This is a genomic window from Sphaerisporangium rhizosphaerae (assembly GCF_042665155.1).
Taxonomy (GTDB): Bacteria; Actinomycetota; Actinomycetes; order Streptosporangiales; family Streptosporangiaceae; genus Sphaerisporangium; species Sphaerisporangium rhizosphaerae.
In genome coordinates this window covers 254217-268896 of the sequence record NZ_JBHTCG010000001.1, presented here as the reverse complement: position 1 = coordinate 268896, position 14680 = coordinate 254217, and the positions used below count along the sequence as shown (strand labels likewise).

15 protein-coding genes are annotated in these 14680 nt (G+C 71.0%); 6 read left to right on the top strand and 9 right to left on the bottom strand.

The genetic code is table 11. The annotated features are described in order from the left end of the window. The first annotated feature begins 10 nt into the window (after nucleotides 1-10). A complete protein-coding gene (gene leuA, locus ACFQSB_RS01170; RefSeq protein ID WP_380823802.1) occupies nucleotides 11-1723 on the top strand; it encodes a 2-isopropylmalate synthase in 1713 nt (570 codons plus the stop codon). 177 nt (nucleotides 1724-1900) lie between these two features. On the opposite strand, the gene ACFQSB_RS01165 is transcribed toward leuA, so the two are convergent. Continuing rightward, nucleotides 1901-2311, bottom strand: coding sequence for a hypothetical protein (locus tag ACFQSB_RS01165; protein ID WP_380823801.1), 411 nt, complete (start codon nucleotides 2309-2311; stop codon nucleotides 1901-1903). Nucleotides 2312-2408: 97 nt separating this feature from the next. On the opposite strand from ACFQSB_RS01165, the gene ACFQSB_RS01160 reads away from it, so the two are divergent. Further along, on the top strand, nucleotides 2409-3422 hold the full coding sequence (locus ACFQSB_RS01160; protein WP_380823800.1) for a GlxA family transcriptional regulator: 1014 nt from the start codon (nucleotides 2409-2411) through the stop codon (nucleotides 3420-3422). Between the two features lie 27 nt (nucleotides 3423-3449). Here ACFQSB_RS01160 and bla read toward each other — a convergent pair whose 3' ends face one another. After that, on the bottom strand, nucleotides 3450-4424 hold the full coding sequence (bla, locus tag ACFQSB_RS01155) for a class A beta-lactamase (protein ID WP_380823799.1): 975 nt from the start codon (nucleotides 4422-4424) through the stop codon (nucleotides 3450-3452). Between the two features lie 340 nt (nucleotides 4425-4764). Here bla and ACFQSB_RS01150 point away from each other — a divergent pair, with 340 nt between their 5' ends. Beyond that, on the top strand, nucleotides 4765-5538 hold the full coding sequence (locus ACFQSB_RS01150; RefSeq protein ID WP_380823798.1) for a hemerythrin domain-containing protein: 774 nt from the start codon (nucleotides 4765-4767) through the stop codon (nucleotides 5536-5538). Nucleotides 5539-5768: 230 nt separating this feature from the next. On the opposite strand, the gene ACFQSB_RS01145 is transcribed toward ACFQSB_RS01150, so the two are convergent. Next, entirely contained in the window at nucleotides 5769-6773 is a 1005-nt protein-coding gene (locus ACFQSB_RS01145) for a sigma-70 family RNA polymerase sigma factor (RefSeq protein WP_380823797.1), read from the bottom strand. Nucleotides 6774-6912: 139 nt separating this feature from the next. Here ACFQSB_RS01145 and ACFQSB_RS01140 point away from each other — a divergent pair, with 139 nt between their 5' ends. Beyond that, nucleotides 6913-7536: a maleylpyruvate isomerase family mycothiol-dependent enzyme gene (locus tag ACFQSB_RS01140; RefSeq protein ID WP_380823796.1), complete on the top strand. Its 624-nt coding sequence runs from the start codon at nucleotides 6913-6915 to the stop codon at nucleotides 7534-7536. 141 nt (nucleotides 7537-7677) lie between these two features. Here the strand turns inward: ACFQSB_RS01140 and ACFQSB_RS01135 are convergent, their stop codons facing one another. The 5 genes from ACFQSB_RS01135 to ACFQSB_RS01115 all read right to left on the bottom strand — a co-directional run bounded on the left by ACFQSB_RS01135 (nucleotide 7678) and on the right by ACFQSB_RS01115 (nucleotide 12347). Beyond that, complete coding sequence (locus tag ACFQSB_RS01135) at nucleotides 7678-8721, bottom strand: hypothetical protein (protein WP_380823795.1); 1044 nt, start codon at nucleotides 8719-8721, stop codon at nucleotides 7678-7680. Then, nucleotides 8718-9551 carry a hypothetical protein gene (locus tag ACFQSB_RS01130; RefSeq protein WP_380823794.1) on the bottom strand — a complete coding sequence of 278 codons (834 nt, stop codon included), beginning with the start codon at nucleotides 9549-9551 and terminating at the stop codon, nucleotides 8718-8720. The genes ACFQSB_RS01135 and ACFQSB_RS01130 overlap by 4 nt, the downstream gene beginning before the upstream one ends. A gap of 633 nt (nucleotides 9552-10184) precedes the next feature. After that, on the bottom strand, nucleotides 10185-10898 hold the full coding sequence (locus ACFQSB_RS01125; protein WP_380823793.1) for a TetR/AcrR family transcriptional regulator: 714 nt from the start codon (nucleotides 10896-10898) through the stop codon (nucleotides 10185-10187). 324 nt (nucleotides 10899-11222) lie between these two features. Then, nucleotides 11223-11636 carry a VOC family protein gene (locus ACFQSB_RS01120; RefSeq protein ID WP_380823792.1) on the bottom strand — a complete coding sequence of 138 codons (414 nt, stop codon included), beginning with the start codon at nucleotides 11634-11636 and terminating at the stop codon, nucleotides 11223-11225. Between the two features lie 129 nt (nucleotides 11637-11765). Further along, entirely contained in the window at nucleotides 11766-12347 is a 582-nt protein-coding gene (locus ACFQSB_RS01115) for a TIGR03086 family metal-binding protein (protein WP_380823791.1), read from the bottom strand. A 99-nt stretch (nucleotides 12348-12446) separates the two neighbouring features. On the opposite strand from ACFQSB_RS01115, the gene ACFQSB_RS01110 reads away from it, so the two are divergent. Both ACFQSB_RS01110 and ACFQSB_RS01105 read left to right on the top strand, forming a co-directional pair. Then, a complete protein-coding gene (locus ACFQSB_RS01110; protein ID WP_354915199.1) occupies nucleotides 12447-12884 on the top strand; it encodes a MarR family winged helix-turn-helix transcriptional regulator in 438 nt (145 codons plus the stop codon). Nucleotides 12885-13004: 120 nt separating this feature from the next. Beyond that, nucleotides 13005-13457: a MarR family winged helix-turn-helix transcriptional regulator gene (locus tag ACFQSB_RS01105; protein ID WP_380823790.1), complete on the top strand. Its 453-nt coding sequence runs from the start codon at nucleotides 13005-13007 to the stop codon at nucleotides 13455-13457. Between the two features lie 116 nt (nucleotides 13458-13573). On the opposite strand, the gene ACFQSB_RS01100 is transcribed toward ACFQSB_RS01105, so the two are convergent. Then, a complete protein-coding gene (locus ACFQSB_RS01100; RefSeq protein WP_380823789.1) occupies nucleotides 13574-14479 on the bottom strand; it encodes an NAD(P)H-binding protein in 906 nt (301 codons plus the stop codon). Nucleotides 14480-14680 lie beyond the last annotated feature (201 nt).

Below are 14680 nucleotides of genomic sequence, written 5' to 3'. Positions count from 1 at the left end.
AGGAGCACGCATGTATCCCCAGCAGCAGTCCAGCGCCATGCCCGTCAAGCGCTACCAGTCCTTCACGCCCGTACGCCTCACCGACCGCACCTGGCCCGACAAGGTCATCGACCGGGCCCCCCAATGGTGCGCGGTCGACCTGCGCGACGGTAATCAGGCGCTGATCGACCCGATGGACTCCCACCGCAAGCTGCAGATGTTCGACCTGCTGGTCCGCATGGGCTACAAGGAGATCGAGGTCGGGTTCCCCGCCGCCTCGCAGACCGACTTCGACTTCGTCCGGCAGATCATCGAGGAGGGCCGCGTCCCCGACGACGTGGTCATCCAGGTGCTGACCCAGGCCCGTCCCGAGCTGATCGAGCGCACCTTCGAGTCGCTGCACGGCGCGAAGCAGGCCATCGTCCACCTGTACAACTCCACCTCCACGCTGCAGCGTCGCGTCGTGTTCGGCCAGGACAAGGACGGCATCACGGCCATCGCGGTCGAGGGCGCCAAGCTGTGCAAGAAGCTCGCCGAGACCATGGGCGACACCGAGATCTACTTCCAGTACTCGCCGGAGTCCTTCACCGGCACCGAGCTGGAGTACGCCAAGGAGGTCTGCGACGCCGTCAACGACGTCTGGCAGCCCACCCCCGACCGCAAGGTCATCATCAACCTGCCGGCCACCGTCGAGATGGCCACCCCCAACGTCTACGCCGACCAGATCGAGTGGATGCACCGCAACCTGGCCTACCGCGACTCGATCGTCCTGTCCCTGCACCCGCACAACGACCGCGGCACGGCCGTCGCCGCCGCCGAGCTGGGCTACCAGGCCGGCGCCGACCGCATCGAGGGCTGCCTGTTCGGCAACGGCGAGCGCACCGGCAACGTCTGCCTGGTCACCCTGGGCCTGAACCTGTTCTCCCAGGGCATCGACCCGCAGATCGACTTCGGCGACATCGACGAGATCCGCCGCGTCGTCGAATACTGCAACCAGCTCCCGGTCCACCCCCGCCACCCCTACGGCGGCGAGCTGGTCTACACGGCCTTCTCCGGCTCCCACCAGGACGCGATCAAGAAGGGCCTGGAGGCCCTCGAGCGCGACGCCGTGGCCGCAGGGGTTCCGGTCGACGACTTCGCCTGGGCCGTCCCCTACCTGCCGATCGACCCCAAGGACGTCGGCCGGTCCTACGAGGCGGTCATCCGGGTCAACAGCCAGTCCGGCAAGGGCGGCGTCGCCTACATCATGAAGGCCGAGCACGGCTTCGACCTGCCGCGCCGCCTGCAGATCGAGTTCTCCGGCGTCATCCAGTCCCACACCGACGACGAGGGCGGCGAGGTCACCCCGGCGCAGATGTGGGAGGTCTTCAGCGACGAGTTCCTGCCCAACGCCACCAAGCCGTGGGGGCGCTACGGGCTGCTCGCCCACCGCAACGTCTCCCAGGTCGACGAGAAGGACGCCATCAGCGCCGACATCCGCGTCGGCGACGAGATCCGCGAGGTGGAGGGCGTCGGCAACGGCCCCATCTCCGCCTTCGTCGACGCCCTCGGCCGCATCGGGGTCGAGGTCCGCGTCCTGGACTACACCGAGCACGCGATGAGCGCGGGCTCCGACGCCCGGGCCGCCGCCTACGTCGAGTGCCAGATGGGCGACCGCGTCCTGTGGGGCGTCGGCGTCGACGGCAACACCGTCACCGCCTCCCTCAAGGCCATCCTCAGCGCCGTCAACCGCGCCCTGCGCTGACGCTGACGCGCCGCGGGCCCGTCCGGCGGTCGATCCGCCGGACGGGACCCCCGTCCGACAGTGTCCGCCGGACGGGGCCTCGCACCCCGCCTACGCGTCCACCCCGCAGCCCCGCCTGCGCGTACGCTCCGCTGACCAACACCGTGTCGGCTCCGCCTGCCGCGTCCGCCGGGAGTCTCAGGTGTGCGCGGAGCGGTGCAGGAGCATCACGCCGAGCATCAACGGGAGCATGGCCAGGTGCGCGAGCACCATGAGGGCGCCGCCGTCGATCACGCCCAGCCAGAGCAGCGGGAACAGCGGGACGGCCGGGGCGAACATCGCCGCGCACATCTCCAGCGTGTGCCGCCAGGAGTGGCGGCGCATCCGCATCCACACGGCCATGCCGACCGACATGTCGAAGGCCATCAGCAGGTAGCCGAGGTCGGGGTGCCGAGTGTGGGAGACGTCCAGCCCCGCCGCCGACCGCAGGAATCCCAGGACGGCCATTCCGGCGGCCATCGCGATGATCATCTCGACGTAGTGCAGGGTGAACCGGAGCCATCCGCCGCGCGCGTCCGCGGAGGTCGATGTCGTCGTTGTCTGCGTCATGGTCCGACTATGTGAGCCGGGCGCGCCGCGCCCAAGGGACGCCGACGGTGAGGTCCGGAATCTTGGGCATCCGGTCCTTCCGGCCTACAGTCGGGGGATGGACGCGCGAGACTTCGTGATCGTCGGCTACGACGCCGCCGAGTTGCTCGACATCGCCTGCGTCGTGGCGGCCCTCGAATGCGCCAACTGGTACGGCGCGGCCCCCTACTACAAGGTCCGCCTGGCCACCCCGGGCGCGCGGCCCATCGACTGCGGCCCGACCGTGACGCTGCAGCCAGGCGAGATACTCGAACGCATCACCGGCCCGATCGACACGCTGCTCGTGTCCGGCGGGAGCGGCAGCCAGGACGCCGCGGGCAACCGGCTGATCCTCGGGCACGTCCGGCGGCTCGCGGCGGAGAGCCGGCGGGTGGCGTCGGTGTGCACCGGAACGTGGATCCTGGCCGCCGCCGGGCTCCTGAACGGCCGCCGGACCACGACCCACTGGCGCTGGGCGGCCGAGCTGGCCGCCGCCCATCCGGAGGTCCGCGTGGACGCCGATCCCATCTTCATCCGGGACGGCAACGTCTACACCTCCGCCGGCGTGACCAGCGCCCTGGACCTGACGCTCGCCCTCATCGAGGAGGACAACGGCCCCGAGCTGGCGCGCGTCGTGGCCCGGCAGCTCGTCACCTACCTGCAACGCCCGGGCAACCAGGCGCAGATGAGCGTGTTCACCGCCCCGGCGCCCCCCTCCGACGGCCTGGTCAGAAAGGTGGTCGACCACATCACCGCCCACCTTTCCGCCGACCTGGCCGTCGCGACGCTCGCCGCCCACGCGGGCGTGAGCGAGCGTCATCTGACCCGGCTGTTCCTGCGGCACCTGGGGCAGCCGCCGGGCAGGTTCGTGCGGCAGGCCCGCGTGGAGGCCGCGGCCCACCTGCTGACCTCCACCACCCTGCCCATGGCCGCCGTGGCCGGTCGCTGCGGCCTGGGCACCGCCGAGTCCCTCCGCCAAGCGTTCCTCGACCGCTACGGCGTCTCCCCCTCCCACTACCGCCGCACCCAGTCCCGCGCAGCGCCACGGCAACCCGCCCGCCCACCCACCCCCCGAACAAGCCCAAGGCCCTAATCTGGATCCCTCGGTTCCGTTACCCGGTCAGGGGAGCTTGCCGAGGGTGCGGGCGAGGATGGTGGCGGTGTCGGCGACGACCTTGCTGTTGTAGGTCGCCTGGGCGGCCCTGGCGTTGGTGTAGATCGCCATGACGAGCGGCGCGGCCGACGGCGAGGTGCGGATCACGGCGATGTCGTTGGCGCCCCCGTAGGTGCCGGTGCTGCCCGTCTTGTCGCCGATGATCCAATTCTTGGGGAGGCCGGCGCGGATGCGCTCCCCGCCGGTCGTGTTCGCCAGCAGCCAGGCGTTCAGCCGCGCCTCGTCCCGGTCGTCGAGCGCGGAGCCCACCGCCACCCTGCGCAGGTCGCGGGCGATGGACACCGGCGTGGTCGTGTCCCGCCGCTCCTTGGGGCTCCACAGGTTCAGCTCGGTCTCCCAGCGGTCCAGCCGGGAGACCGGGTCCTTCAACGTGCGGAAGTACCGCGTCAGGCCCTTCGGCCCGCCGATCTGCTTGAGGATCATGTTGCCCGCGGTGTTGTCGCTGTAGATGATCGCCGCCCGGCACAGTTCGGAGACGGTCATCCCGTCGTCCACGTGCTTCTCGGTCTCCGGCGAGTTGTCCTTCAGCTCCTCCTTCGTCCAGTGGACGACCCGGTTCATCAGGCCCGGGTCCGACGTGCGCGCCTTCTTCAGCACGGCGGCGCAGGCCATCGCCTTGAAGGTGGAGAGCAGCGGGAAGCGCTCGCCGGACCGGTAGCCGAACGCCTTCCCGGTCGCGGTGTCGACCACGTACGCGCCGATGCGCACGTCGGACGCCTTCTCCAGCTCGCGTAGCTTCCGTCGCGCCTCGGCCGGGGACACATTGCCGGCCGCGTCCGCGCGGGCCGACGGCGTCAGCACCGCCGTCGCCGCGGCGGCCGTGCCGGTCCCGTACCCGCTGACGCCTGCCATGACCGAGACCGCCAGAACACCTGCGCCCGCCGTCGTCCCGACGAACCGGCGCACCCCGAACTTTCGCATTCTCATCCTCACTCGCAGATCGGATCGGAACCGCGAGCAAAGCAGACCTGTTCCGCTGTCGTCCAATATCGAGATCGATGCCGAATCCATCCGCCGATGGATATCGGACCAGCTCAGGACGCCTGCCGCCCGATCACGCACGCCGCGCCGCTCACCCGGCGCAAGCCGTATCCGGTCATGGCCGCGAGGCCACATGGCGCGAGACGGGAGGAGCCGGAGGCAATGCCGCGGATCAAGCATTTACCCACGTGTCGGCGTGGGGCTCGGCGGGACCGGGGACTTTCCGATCACACGCAGGTGCGTGCGGTGAAACCTGAGAACCGGGCAAAACGGAGATATTGTGGAAGATCATCACTCGCTGGCGGTGAGCCGTCGTGACCTGCTGGGCCTGTCCACCGTCGCCCTGGCCGGCGCGGTGCCCCTCGCCGTCTTTCCCGGAGCCGACATCCCGGCGCTCGCGGCGGCGTCCCCGTCGCAGGCCCACGGGCACAAGCCGGGGGTGACGCCTCCGGAGGACCTCATGCGTGAGCACGGGGTGCTGAAGAGGGTCCTGCTGGTGTACCGGGAGGGGATCCGGCGGATCCAGCGCGGCGAGCAGGTGCCCGCCCAGCAGTTGCACGCCGCGGCCCGGATCATCCGCGACTTCATCGAGCGCTACCACGAGTACCTGGAAGAGAAGTACGTCTTCCCGCATCTCCGCGAAGCCGGCAGACTCCGCCACACGGTCGCCGTTCTGTGTCAGCAGCACAGGCGCGGACGCGAGGTGACCGCCCGCATCCTGGCCGCCACCCACCATTCCAGGCTCTCGGCCCACCAGCGCCATGCCTTGGTCTCCGACATGGCCGCCTTCATCCGCATGTACGAGCCTCACGAGGCCCGGGAGGACACTGTGGTCTTCCCCGTCTTCCGCAAGGTGACGCCCGCCAGGGAGTTCGCCCGCCTGGGTGAGGTCTTCGAGGCCGAGGAGCACCGCCGGTTCGGGCAGCGCGGCTTCACCGCCGTGGTCCACCGGGTCACCGACATTGAAAAGGCCCTGCGCATCCACGACCTCTCGCAGTTCACCCCCCGGAAGTCACACCCCCACCCCCAACACGGCCGATCCTCGGCCCGCTGACCGCGGGCATCCTGTCCCGCACCGTCATCGCCCGGCGACCATTGTTCCCGCACGAGAGCGACCGACGTGTCAGCGAAGATGCGACGGATGCGTCAGGCAAACTGCGACGATCGTGTCACAGTGGTGCCGTCCAACATGTCAGCAGGCCGTCCTCTGTGGAATGCTGAGCTCGCTGCCCTTCGGCGAGCGCATGCGCGCCATGCCGGTGAGCGCACTGTGGGAAGCGGCCATCACCTGATGGCGAGCGGGCTCCCCGTGGGCGCCGGCACGGCCGTGACCGGGTCGCCGAAGAGGCGGGTCAGGCGGGCGGCGTCCAGGTAGGTGGTGATGCCGCTGACCAGGCCCTCGGACACGTCGAGCAGGACCAGGGCGAAGGGGACGTGCGCACCGTCGGTACCAGGCCTGGTCTGCCAGAAGGCCGGCGAGCCGTTCGCCGCGACCGGGATGAGGCGCGCCCCCGCGCAGGACGCGTCCGGGTCCAGCAACGCCCGCCTGATCTGGTCGCGGCCGCGGAGCCACCAGGTGAAGGGAGGCATCGACATCGTCGCGTCCTCGCGTAGCAGGGCGACGAGCGCGGTGACGTCATGGCGCTCGAACGCCGTGCAATAGCGGGTGAGCAGCTCACGCTGAGCGGGGTCGGACGGGCGGAAGGGCTCGCCGGACACGACGTCGATCGCCTTCAGCGTCGACCGCGCCCGCTGCAACGCGCTGGTCACCGACGCGGCGGTGGTATCCAGCAGGGTCGCGACCTCCTCGGTCTTCCATCGCAACACCTCGCGCAGGATCAGCACCACTCTCTGCCGGGGCGGCAGGTGCTGCAGCGCGGCGACGAAGGCCAGGCGGATCGTCTCACGCTGCACGGCCAGCTCCTGCGGATCGCCGTCCGCCGGCAGCACCGACGCGTCCGGAACGGGCTGGACGAAGAGCCGCTCCGGCGCCGGCGCACCGACGTTCGGCCCGGGTGTCCCCACCGGGCTGAGATCCATCGCCAGCGCCCGGCGTTGCGGGCTGCGCAGCATGTCGAGGCAGACGTTGGTGGCGATGCTGTAGAGCCAGGTGCGCAGCGAGGCCCGCTGCTCGTCATAGCGGCCGAACGACCGCCAGGCACGCAGCAGCGTCTCCTGCACGGCGTCCTCGGCCTCGAAGCCGGAGCCGAGCAGCCGGTAGCAGTAGCCGGTCAGTTCGGCCCGGAACGGCTCAAGACGGGAGTCTGCGCCGGTCAGCGTCTCCACCATCCCCCGACCATATGCGCCGTCACCGACACATCGCGCGGGCCGTACCGATGACTTTCCGGCGCCGCTCTCGTACCCCCACTGGAACCGACCACGAACGCATGCGCCGGACAGTGCGCACCTGCATGGATAGGAGATCGTGATGACCGAAGACAGCGTTCGGGACGCGGTGGCGGCGGAACGTCGCGAACAGGCCGACCTGCTCGCCGCTCTGCGACCGGAACAGTGGGACGCGCCCACGTTGTGCGACGGCTGGAGGGTACGCGAGGTCGTCGCCCACACGACGATGCCCTTCCGCGCCTCACTCGGCAGGACGATGGTGGAGTTGCTCAAGGCGCGCGGGAACTTCAACCGCATGGCCGACCGCTGCGCGCGCCGCGACGCCGCCGAACTGCCGTCGGAGGCGCTGCTCGCCTCGCTGCGGGCCAACGTCACCCACCCGTGGACGCCCCCCGGCGGCGGCGCCGCCGGAGCGCTCGCGCACGACGTCATCCACGGGCTGGACATCACCGTGGGCCTCGGCCTCGACCGCCGGGTCCCGCCGGAACGAGTCGCCATGGTGCTGGCCGGGATGCGGCCGAAGAACATCGCGTTCTTCGGAACCGACCTCACAGGCGTCAGCCTGCGGGCGACCGACCTCGCCTGGAGCCACGGCACAGGAGAACCGGTCCGGGGTCTGGCCCAGGACCTCCTCCTCGCCATCTGCGGCCGCCGCCTACCCCCCGGCCGCCTCACAGGCGAGCCGGTGAAACGCTTCTCCCGATAACTCGGGGCGAACCACTCTCACGGCCCTTACACCAGGAAGATGCAGTGACCCCAGGCCTGCGTAAATGTCGAGGACACCGGCCAGATGCGGTGCCTGGGGGTCAGCCGCGCTCTTGCCCGTGAGGGTGTCCGCCGGCCTCGGTCAGCAGTGGGCGGGGACGCCGGGGGCGGCGCGGCCGAACTCGACGCGGAGGGCGGCGTCGTCGGCGATCGCGATCACCTTGCGGTCGGCCGGGGTCCAGCCGTCGGGGAGCAAGAAGTACTTGCCGCCGGACCTCTGGAGCAGGCGCAGGCCCGTGTAGCAGAACCCGTAGGCCGAGTTCTCGCCGTCGAACGCCGTGACCTTGACGCCGGGCGCGTGGATCTGCAGGTCCTTGGGGCTGTAGATGGTGACTGAGATGCGGTTGCCGAGGTTACCCGCCACCCGGTCCGCCAGCCCGCGCCCGACCACGCCGGCGTACGCCGACACCTCCCAGAACAGGGCGACGACGACCATCACGCCGACCAGCGCGGTATGCAGCGCCGAGTTCGGCGCCGTGGCGCGCGGACGGCCGTCCTCACGGGCCAGCAGGGCGCGCAGGCGGGCGGCGTACGTCGTGAGCAGGACGCCGAGCGCGACGCCCAAGGGGAACACCAGGTCGTGCAGCTGCGGGACCGCCCACTCGACCAGCAGGGCGGCGAGCGGCACCACCAGCCAGCCGGACGACAGCAGACGGGCCCAGACCCGCAGCCGTGGCCGCCGCTCCCGCACGGCCGCCATCGTCACGGTGCGATGGTGCAGGTGGATGCCCGCCAGGAGCACCGCCGCCCCCACTCCCAGCGGCAGGTACAGCGAGGAGATGCTCCGCATCATGTACTCCTGGACGGACATGTCCAGCGAGGTGGTGTCGATGCCGAGTTCCTGCGCCTGGACCTCGCTGCGCGCCCAGCCGAAGTAGAACAGCAGCGCGGTGGCGACGGTGACCGGCGGCAGGAACTCCGCCGTGGTCTTGAGCACCTGGCCGACGCGTCCCTCCTCGGCCGGAGCGGTGGAGGGCGCGGTGGCGGGGGTCTCCGGCGCGGTGGCAGGTGTGTCCGGGGGCGCCGGAGCAGGGGAGGCCCCGGCGGGTGGCCGGCTCGGGCGGACGATCGGGCGGGCGGGCGCGAGCGGGATCCCGCGGTTCGCGGAACGGCGCGATCTCCTCACGGTCCGGCGACCGTGTCCGAGGCGGTTTCATCCGAGGCGGGCGGGTCGGAGGCCGTCTGGTCCGTCGTCTCGTCCGAAGGTGGCGGGTCGGAGCCGGCGTCGTCCATGGGGGATGCCTCGGAGGTGGCCTCCGCCGACGGGGACGGGTCCGCGCCGGTGTCGTCGGTGGAGGGCGAGTCCGACGCCTCGGGCGATGGCCCGGCCGGCGTGGGGTTGGGGAAGGTCTTGCAGCTTTGGGCGTTGTCGTTGACGACGCAGACCTTCAGCTGCGATGCCTGGGCGGCGGCCCGCAGGTCGACCGTCAGGTACCCGTCCCAGGCGCGTCCGTCGGGCCCGGACAGGTACCCCGCGCTGAGCGGTTCGCCGTTCACCGTGACCCTGGAGTCCTTGACCCACAGACCGGTGCCGTGGATCAGCAGCGTGTGCGCCTCCGGGTCCTCCGCGTCCGAGTCGGCCTCGATGGACGTGACGCCGAAGGGACACGCCTGGCCGCTGCCGCGTACCACCGGGGGAGCGGTCGAGGGCTCGGCGTCGTGGGCGGCCAGCGCCGCGGAGATGAACCGCCGCACGGCCTGGACCAGACACGGGGGAGCGCTGTCACTGGGCTCCGCGCCGAGGTGGTCCTGGTACTTGCGCCGCGCCGCCTCCCAGTGCTCGGCGGCGTTGCCGGTCAGCGCGGTGCACACCTCGGCCGCGCTCTCGAACAGGCTGAAGAAACTCGGCCGGCTCTCTTCGTCGCCGAGGAGGGACGCGCAGTCATGCCGATACAGCGAGCCGTACTTCTTGACCGGGTTCAGCGGGCTCTGAGGATCGGCAGGGCCGAAGGGCACCCACTTCAGCGGCTGCCGTCCGCCACCCCCGTTGCCGGATCCGGACGTCGGCCTCGAGCCGGAACCGGATCCCGAACCCGAACCTGACCCGGAACCGGACCCCGAGCCGTTGCCCAGCCCACCGCCTGAGCCGTCGTTCTTGGTGGCCGGCCCATTCCCGGGGCTGGAACGTTCCTGCGAGCCGCCGGCGCCGCCGTGCCCCTCGGAGGTCGTCAGGTCGTCGGGAAAGGACAGATCGTCGGCCGGGGACGAACAGGCCGGCGCGACCGCCAGGACGAGCGTGGCGACGGCGAGGGCGACGCGCGACCGGCCTGGACGCCGTGAGGCCGCCTTGCGTGGTACCGGTAATCGGATGTGCACAGGAGACCTCCCGGGAACCGTCGGACGCGCGGTACGGCACCCGACCCCCCAGGTGGCGTGCCGGCCGTGGGCCGCTCACCCGTACATCGTTCCAAAGGCCGGGAACCTTACAAGGTCACGATGGCTCTCGCGTCCGGTCAGGTGACGACGGTGATCGCATCCGGTGTGTCTCGGCCGACCGGCGAGTGGGCGTCATCCATCGCGCGGCCGTCCGCATCCGCTCCCCTCTACTACGTGCTTCCGTGGCCGCGTGGTTCCGGCTCCCGGCGGGGGTCAGTTCGGTGCCGGGGCCAGGCCCATGATGTGGGCCTGGGTGAGGGCGGTGTGGTCGAAGGCGGCGGCGCGGTCGCCTTCGATGACGTTTCTGTACATGCCGTACAGCTCGAAGCTGACGTAGCCGTAGATGGAGGTCCAGGCGGCGAGCGCGCGCGCGATGACGTCGTCGGACAGATCGACGAACAGAGCCTCGCGAAGCCCCTGCGCGTCGGAGGCGAAGGACGCGGGGGCGGGCGGCAGGCCCGGCAACGGGGACAGCTCGCCCGCCTCGTGGGCGTCGCGCAGGATGCGCGCCATGACGATGCCGTCGCGCGCGGCGGCCACCGCGGTGTCCTCCGGGGCCACGTAGCCGGGCACGGGGGAGCCGTGGATGAGCGCGTACTCGTGCGGGTGGGCCAGAGCCCAGGTGCGCACGGCCCGGCAGGAGGCCATCCATCGATCGAGGTGGCGGTCGCGGGGGCAGGCGGCCTCGGCCTCCTCGACGGCCGCGCCGACCGCGTCGAACGCCTCGATGATGAGCGCGGTGAGCAGGTCGTCGCGGCTCGGGAAGTAGCGGTAGATGGCCGAGGACACCATGCCCAGCTCTCGGGCGACGGCGCGCAGCGACAGCCCCGCTGCCCCCTGCTCGGCGAGCTGACGCCGCGCGACCTGCTTGATCTCGCCGATCAGCTCGGCTCTGACCCGCTCACGGGCGGTGCGGCTGGCGTTCACCCCGTCGACTGTACCAGAGCACCGCCACGCGCAGAGAGCAGCGCTCTGAACCTGAGCGGTCCTATGCGCCGACGGCGAGGTCGTCCGATGTCCGCTGTGGGCCGGCCGGAGACGGTCAGGGGACCGAGACGGGCACCGTCTTCGCCTGACCGCCTGACCGCCTGACCGCCTGACCGCCTGACCGCCTGACGTCTCACCCGTGTCGTGTGGGCTGCGGACCGGACGGTGCCGCCGGGCGCACGGCCTCGGATGGCGCCGGCGAGGGCCGCGGTCTCGCCGGCGCGGTCCTCCCCGGCGTCGGCCGAGGCTCGCGGTGTGGATGGATCAGGCTTGAGGTGCGACGATGTCGACCATCCAGGAGATGCCGAACCGGTCCACGCAGGCGCCGAACTCGTCGCCCCACACCTGCTTTTCGAGGGGAACGGTCACGGTGCCGCCGTCGCTGAGCGCCTTCCAGTAGGCGCGCAGGTCCTCGGCGTCGTCTCCGCTGAGGCTGATCGAGATGTTGTCCCCCGGGTTGTGCGGCATCCCGGGCGGGGTGTCGGAGGCCATGAGCGTGAAGCCGCTGTCGGTCCTCAGCATGGCGTGCATGATCTGGTCAGGGTCGCCGCCGTGCTGCGCGATCGGCTCGCCGAAGGTGTTCAGCGTCAGGGTGCCGCCGAAGACGCTCTTGTAGAACTCCATGGCCTCCCGCGCCTGGCCGGTGAAGCTGATGTAAGGGTTGAGAACTGAGGTCACAGTAGGCTCCTGGATCGTGACGGAGGGAGGATCTTCCCAGGTCGGATAGATGTCGAGCTCCGACCGTACCCTCCGTCGACGACATTTCCGGCTCGATCCCCAGGGCACTTCAGGAAGCCCCTCGGGGTTTCAGCTTGGGGTGCGGCCGAGCAGGGCGAGGATCTGGTGGAAGCGGGACGCGTCCGCCGGCGCGGGCAGGGCGGGGGTGAACGCGGCGCCCGGGGCCAGGCGCTCCTTCCCGTTGGGGACGGCCAGGGCGATGGGCCAGGCGGCCTCCACCAGGTCCGGCTCGGGGGTGAACGGCCTGCCGAGGGTGCGGGCGACGTCCCAGGCGTGCACCACGTAGTCGATGAAGTGGAACGACATGGCCATAGCGGCGGGGAAACGCGCGTCCGGCCCGAATTCGGGCAGCGAGAACGTGCGGCCCGGCACGTCCTCGCCGGCGAAGGCGGCGATCACCCGCTCGGCCGCCTCGGCGTAGCGGGGGACGGCGTCTTCGCCGGCCGGGTGGACCTTCCAGGCGGTCAGGTCGTCGCCGTTCCCCTCGGCCGCGGCGGCGAAGCCGTGGTGCTGGGCGGTCATGTGGGCGAGCAGGTCGGACAGCGCCCAGCCGGCGCACGGGGTCGGGCGGCGCAGGTCGGCGGGGGTCACCGCGGCCACCACGTCGACGCTCGCGCGCACCGCGCGCCGATCGAGCTCACGTATGTCCATGACGGCTCTCCTTCGAGTGATTCGTAAGCACTAGTAGATAGTATGCAAGTGCTTATGGTCTACGTAGGCATATTATCTGTCAACCCGTATAGTGCTGGCGTGCCCGACCGCCCCGACCTGGCTGCGATGATGAGCCCACTGACCCGGGCGCTGATCGACGCCGAGCTGCCCGTCCTGCGCGAGCACGGCCTGTCCATGTGGGAGTACTCCGTCCTGCTGGCCCTCGGTGAGCGGCCGCTGCGCACCCAGGCCGCGCTCGCCGAGTCCATCGGCGCCGACAAGACGCGCATCATCGGAGTGCTGGACCGCCTCCAGCGAGCAGGACTCATCGAGCGCACTCCCGACCCCGGCGACCGGCGCGCCCGCCTGCTGTCGGTGACCGCTGAGGGCCGCCGCGTACGCGACGCCGCGCAGGCCGCCATCCGGCGTAACGAGGAACGCCTCCTGGCCCGGCTTCCCGAGCAGGACCGCGACGCCTTTCTCCGTGGACTACGCACTCTCGCGGCGCTTCCGCGCGACGAGATCATCGGTACCTAGCACTCCAGCGACGCTTTGGGTTCGGTTCCGCGAACCGGCGCCCCGGGCGGTCGTGGGCGCGCGGCGCCGCAATTGGGAGCATGTGCTCTTATCCTGGACGGAGAAGCTCTGGAGGACACGATGGATCCCGCGCCGGCGAAGCACTACGACTCGTGCAACAACCTGGCATTGCGCAAGGCGGCCCGCTATCTCGGCGCGACCTATGACAAGGCCCTGGCCTCGGCCGGTCTCCGCGCGACGCAGTTCAGCATCCTGCAGAAGCTCAGCGTCCACGGCGAGACGACGATCACCGGGCTGGCCGAAATGATCGCCATGGACCGCACGACGCTGGCCTCGAACCTCAAGCCACTCGTCCGGGAGGGGCTGGTGGCCGTCGAGTCGTCGCCGTCGGACCGTCGTGCGCGGGTCGTCACGATCACACCTGAGGGGCTCTCCCGGCTGGAGGCCGCGCTGCCTCTGTGGCGGGACGTGCAGGCCCGGTTCGAGGAGACCTTCGGAACCGGCGAGGCGGCCCGGCTGCGCGCCTCCCTCGGAGCCGTCCTCCACACCGGCTTCCAGCCCTGGGCCGAGTGAGGCGCGGCTCTGGGAACGCCACCCAGAGCAGCCGGTTCCCGCGGCCACGTACCCCCGCGGCCACGAGTCCCCGGCCACGAGCCCTGTAGGCCCGTGGCGCGGTCGCTCGGGCGGTGTCAGCCCAGGTAGAAGTCCCTCCGGGCGGTCACGAAGGCCTCGATCGTCTGGGCGGGCGCGCCGGTCACGCGTTCGAGGTCGCCGGACGTGCGGTCGTAGCGGTTCTCCCGGTGCAGCCTGGCCATGGTGGCGATGTGCTGTTCGGTGTGCGGCGGCAGGCCCGCCTTCGCGAGCACCTCGGCCCGCCACCGGTCCAAAGGAACGTCGACGTAGGAGACCGGACGTCCCAACGCCCGCGAGAACTCCTCGGCCATCTCGTTCATGTCCACCGCGCGGGGCCCGGTCAGCTCGTAGACGTGCCCGATGTGCGGGGCCGGGTCGCGCAGTACGGTGGCGGCCGCCCGCGCGACGTCCTCCGCCGCGATCGGAGAGGTGCGCCCAGTGCCGAACGGCAGTTCGATGGTGCCGCTCGCCCGGATCGACCGCGCCGCCAGCGTGGTGAACAGCGGGTTGTCCAGGAACGACGTCGGACGGAGGTGCACGACCGGCAGGCCCGACCAGTTCAGCACCTGCTCCGCCAGCCAGTGCAGCCGTTGCTGGTGCGACTCCGCGGTGCTGGTCGCGGTCATCTGCGACACCGTCATCTGGGACAGCCCCACCAGGCCGCTGAGTGCACCGTGCTCTCTCGCCACGGTGGCCACCACGGTCGCCGCCAGCAGGTGGTCCGGCGACACGGGCATCGCGAAGTACATCCGCCCCACGCCCTCCAGCGCGGCCGCCACGGTCTCGGGCCGGGTCAGATCGCCGACGACGACCTCCGCGCCGAGCCCGCGCATCTCGGCGGCACGATCATCGTCGCGGCGGACCATCGCCCGCACCGGCACATCTTGTGCGCGCAACCGGTCGAGGACCATACGGCCCACGCCGCCGGCCCCGGCGATGAGTACAAGGTCACTGGCGACCATCGGTCGATCTCCTTGTCGGTGACCGCATCTGAGTGCGGGTGTGGTCAGGCATGCCATGCCGCGTGAAGGAACGGCGGACCCGCCGCCGAGTCGGCGGAGGGTCGTACCCACAGGACGCCGCGTGGTGTGACGCGACAGTGCGCCCAAGCGCGGGCACAGGACACGGCCGTTCCGGGCCGGGTGCCTGTGTACTGCGATAAG

Bases quoted from the DNA above. Each gene is read 5' to 3' on its own strand.
- bla (WP_380823799.1), bottom strand. From the start codon at position 4,424: ATGCGAAAGTTCGGGGTGCGCCGGTTCGTCGGGACGACGGCGGGCGCA.
- ACFQSB_RS01165 (WP_380823801.1), bottom strand. From the start codon at position 2,311: ATGACGCAGACAACGACGACATCGACCTCCGCGGACGCGCGCGGCGGA.
- ACFQSB_RS01115 (WP_380823791.1), bottom strand. From the start codon at position 12,347: ATGGACATACGTGAGCTCGATCGGCGCGCGGTGCGCGCGAGCGTCGAC.
- ACFQSB_RS01105 (WP_380823790.1), top strand. From the start codon at position 13,005: ATGGATCCCGCGCCGGCGAAGCACTACGACTCGTGCAACAACCTGGCA.
- ACFQSB_RS01145 (WP_380823797.1), bottom strand. From the start codon at position 6,773: ATGGTGGAGACGCTGACCGGCGCAGACTCCCGTCTTGAGCCGTTCCGG.
- leuA (WP_380823802.1), top strand. From the start codon at position 11: ATGTATCCCCAGCAGCAGTCCAGCGCCATGCCCGTCAAGCGCTACCAG.
- ACFQSB_RS01140 (WP_380823796.1), top strand. From the start codon at position 6,913: ATGACCGAAGACAGCGTTCGGGACGCGGTGGCGGCGGAACGTCGCGAA.
- ACFQSB_RS01160 (WP_380823800.1), top strand. From the start codon at position 2,409: ATGGACGCGCGAGACTTCGTGATCGTCGGCTACGACGCCGCCGAGTTG.
- ACFQSB_RS01100 (WP_380823789.1), bottom strand. From the start codon at position 14,479: ATGGTCGCCAGTGACCTTGTACTCATCGCCGGGGCCGGCGGCGTGGGC.